3 protein-coding genes are annotated in these 2,516 nt (G+C 38.6%); 2 read left to right on the plus strand and 1 reads right to left on the minus strand.

Features of this window, described 5'->3' with window-relative positions; translation table 11 throughout:
- The first annotated feature begins 226 nt into the window (after positions 1 to 226).
- The gene (locus EWV84_RS16905; RefSeq protein ID WP_271972053.1) at positions 227 to 469 is read left to right on the plus strand and encodes an AbrB/MazE/SpoVT family DNA-binding domain-containing protein; all 243 of its coding nucleotides are present in this window, start codon (positions 227 to 229) and stop codon (positions 467 to 469) included.
- A complete protein-coding gene (locus EWV84_RS16910; protein ID WP_287078940.1) occupies positions 463 to 783 on the plus strand; it encodes a type II toxin-antitoxin system PemK/MazF family toxin in 321 nt (106 codons plus the stop codon). The genes EWV84_RS16905 and EWV84_RS16910 overlap by 7 nt, the downstream gene beginning before the upstream one ends.
- Before the next feature lie 367 nt (positions 784 to 1,150).
- Here the strand turns inward: EWV84_RS16910 and EWV84_RS16915 are convergent, their stop codons facing one another.
- A complete protein-coding gene (locus EWV84_RS16915; protein WP_287078942.1) occupies positions 1,151 to 1,837 on the minus strand; it encodes an HrgA protein in 687 nt (228 codons plus the stop codon).
- Positions 1,838 to 2,516: the final 679 nt, after the last annotated feature.

Below are 2,516 nucleotides of genomic sequence, written 5' to 3' on the forward strand. Positions count from 1 at the left end.
AACGAAACCCCCTACTATCTGTGGTCAAGGTTCAGTTTTTAGCTTGGTTATCGCTTTTTCCATTGTAGCTTAAAGCCGTCGTAAAACGACGGGGTTTTAACCCAAATTTTCGATAACTTGATCACCTTTAATCAGGCGATCGCTTTTCTGAAAAAATAGGGAGAGGCGATCTCCCTCTGATCGGTATAGATTGATATAATTATCCTATGTTTATCTGGTCGTCAAAATGTTGCTGAAAATCGTACAAATCGGTGATTCCCAAGCAATTACAATTCCTCAAGCAATCATGGAACAGTGTGAATTCACAGATGAAGTTGAGGCGATAGTTGATGGTAAAATGATTATTCTGAGTGCTAAAAAGAAGGTGAGGGAAGGTTGGTCTGAGTTATTTGATGATGCTCCTCTTGAAGCCGATTTACAGGATTGGTTGGGGGTAGAAAACGAGTTTGAGCGAGAAAATCAATGGTAGAAAGATTTGCCATCCTGTTGGTGGCACTCGATCCAACTAGGGGGTCTGAACTGCAAAAAACTCGGCCTTGTGTTGTTGTTTCTCCTAGTGAGATTAATGTTCGATTAAGAACAATCGTTATTGCACCAATCACCAGTAATGTCAAAAATTACCCAACTAGAATCACAATTGACCAAGAAAATGTGCGAGGTAGTATCGCTTTAGACCAAATTAGGGCGATTGACAAAATCCGAATTGTTGCCAAAATTGGCAGTCTTGACGAACGATTAGCAATGATAGTGGCTGATCGCCTGGTTGAATTTTTTCACTACTGATTGTTACTGAATTTATTCGGTTTTAGGATCGCTTTTTTCTAATTTGAGATAGGGCGATCGCTGTTTACCTTCTAACCATTAAGAGTGTCAAAATAATAGTAAAATTTTGTGACAAAGTGCAGTCATATCTAAGAATCTGGCTCTTCTCGACTTTGTGTGATAATTTTTGCTTATGGAATCGTGAAATGCTTATCGAGCAAGACTTTTAGGGCTATTTTGCGGATATTCCATCAGTATAGACCTCGTTTTCACACAGAAGGCTTCTGTGATAAGTCTCCTTAAAGTAGATTGTTTGCAGTACCCTAGGAGATATCCGAACAAACGGTTAAGGGTTTTAATCACCAACGTCGGGGATTATGAAAATCTATCAAATTTTATTCCAATCCCGACTTCTAATTCTTCCAGTTTGGTAATAAGTTGAAACTAGCTCAATATAATCTTTAAAATCATCATTTTCAACCACAATACGATTCACTGATTGCCAGTCAATTTCTGCCCTAGATTTTGCTGGTAAAAATATCTCACTTTCAGAAGGGTTTTCCGTATCTAGAATAATGACTCCAATTCCATGAAGTGCAGACAACATACGCAGTTCTTGTTCAATATTATCAGTTATAGAAGTTGTGACTAAATATCCTTCATTAGCCCAACTAGAATTACTAACTGCTTGAAAAAAGCTACTTCTAATATTAGAGCTATTCAGTTCCTTTTTAACCTCAAAAGACCAGAGCCTGACTCTTCTTCCTTCTCCTTCTTGAACGCAAGTTCTGACCAACTCATGCCATTCCTTATCAATTGCCTGCATTGCCACAATATCAGGATGTAACCATTGATTTCCTCCTGCTCCCCGTTGATTCTTAGAGCGTTTCTCATCAATTCTTTGACAATAAAGCTTGTATTCTATTTTGAGAAAATCAATTAAAAATGGATAAAGTTCTAGTTCTGATAAAACTTTTGTGGACGGAACAGATTGCACAGAAATTTCTTCTTCTAACTCACTATCTTCGTTATTATTTTGAGAGACAGTAAAGTAGGGAGAATCTTGATCAATCAATTTTTCAGGATCATACCAGTAAATTCTTGGACGAGGTTTATCCTGGCAGCAAATATGTGGTTCTTTCTTGATAAGACTATCCTTATTTGAGCCAATTTCAGCGACAACCTGAGAAATAAAAGCTCTATCGCTGGGAAATCTTTCATTATTTCGCTTTTCCTTATAGTCTTCGGGATACTTTGCAACAATCGCTTCTGCAATTTGTCTTGCATTAAATTTTTCCCCGGATGCTGCTTTAAAAACTCAGCTATCTTTTGAACTTGAGATAAGTTATACATTAATCGAGATCATTAATAATATAATGACTAAGTAACACTACTCCCTCTATTCTATTCTATTCTATCAGATGATAACTTTTTCTGTAGCCGTAGGGTGCGTTCCCTAATCTGACTCCTACTGCTCCACCGATCGATTTTGGGGAACGCACCCTGCACATTGATTGAAGCTGTGAGTCTAAGTGCGATCGCCGCTCTTGTGGGGTGCGAAAACGCGCGTGTAACGCACCTTTTTCAAGTTAGCTATAATGTTGGTTAGACAATGCTCTTTTGACATCCTCACCACCGTAAACGGACGGTGATTCCCAAACCTCACGATTTAGGTTTCTGCTTCTTTCCCTTGCGGGGTTTCGCACCTGCCTTAACAGATTTACTCTGTTCTGGTCTTATGGTCGCTCTACAGA

Source organism: Microcystis sp. M_QC_C_20170808_M3Col (assembly GCF_007095505.1).
Classification (GTDB): Bacteria; Cyanobacteriota; Cyanobacteriia; order Cyanobacteriales; family Microcystaceae; genus Microcystis.

Bases quoted from the DNA above. Each gene is read 5' to 3' on its own strand.
- EWV84_RS16910 (WP_287078940.1), top strand. From the start codon at position 463: ATGGTAGAAAGATTTGCCATCCTGTTGGTGGCACTCGATCCAACTAGG.
- EWV84_RS16905 (WP_271972053.1), top strand. From the start codon at position 227: ATGTTGCTGAAAATCGTACAAATCGGTGATTCCCAAGCAATTACAATT.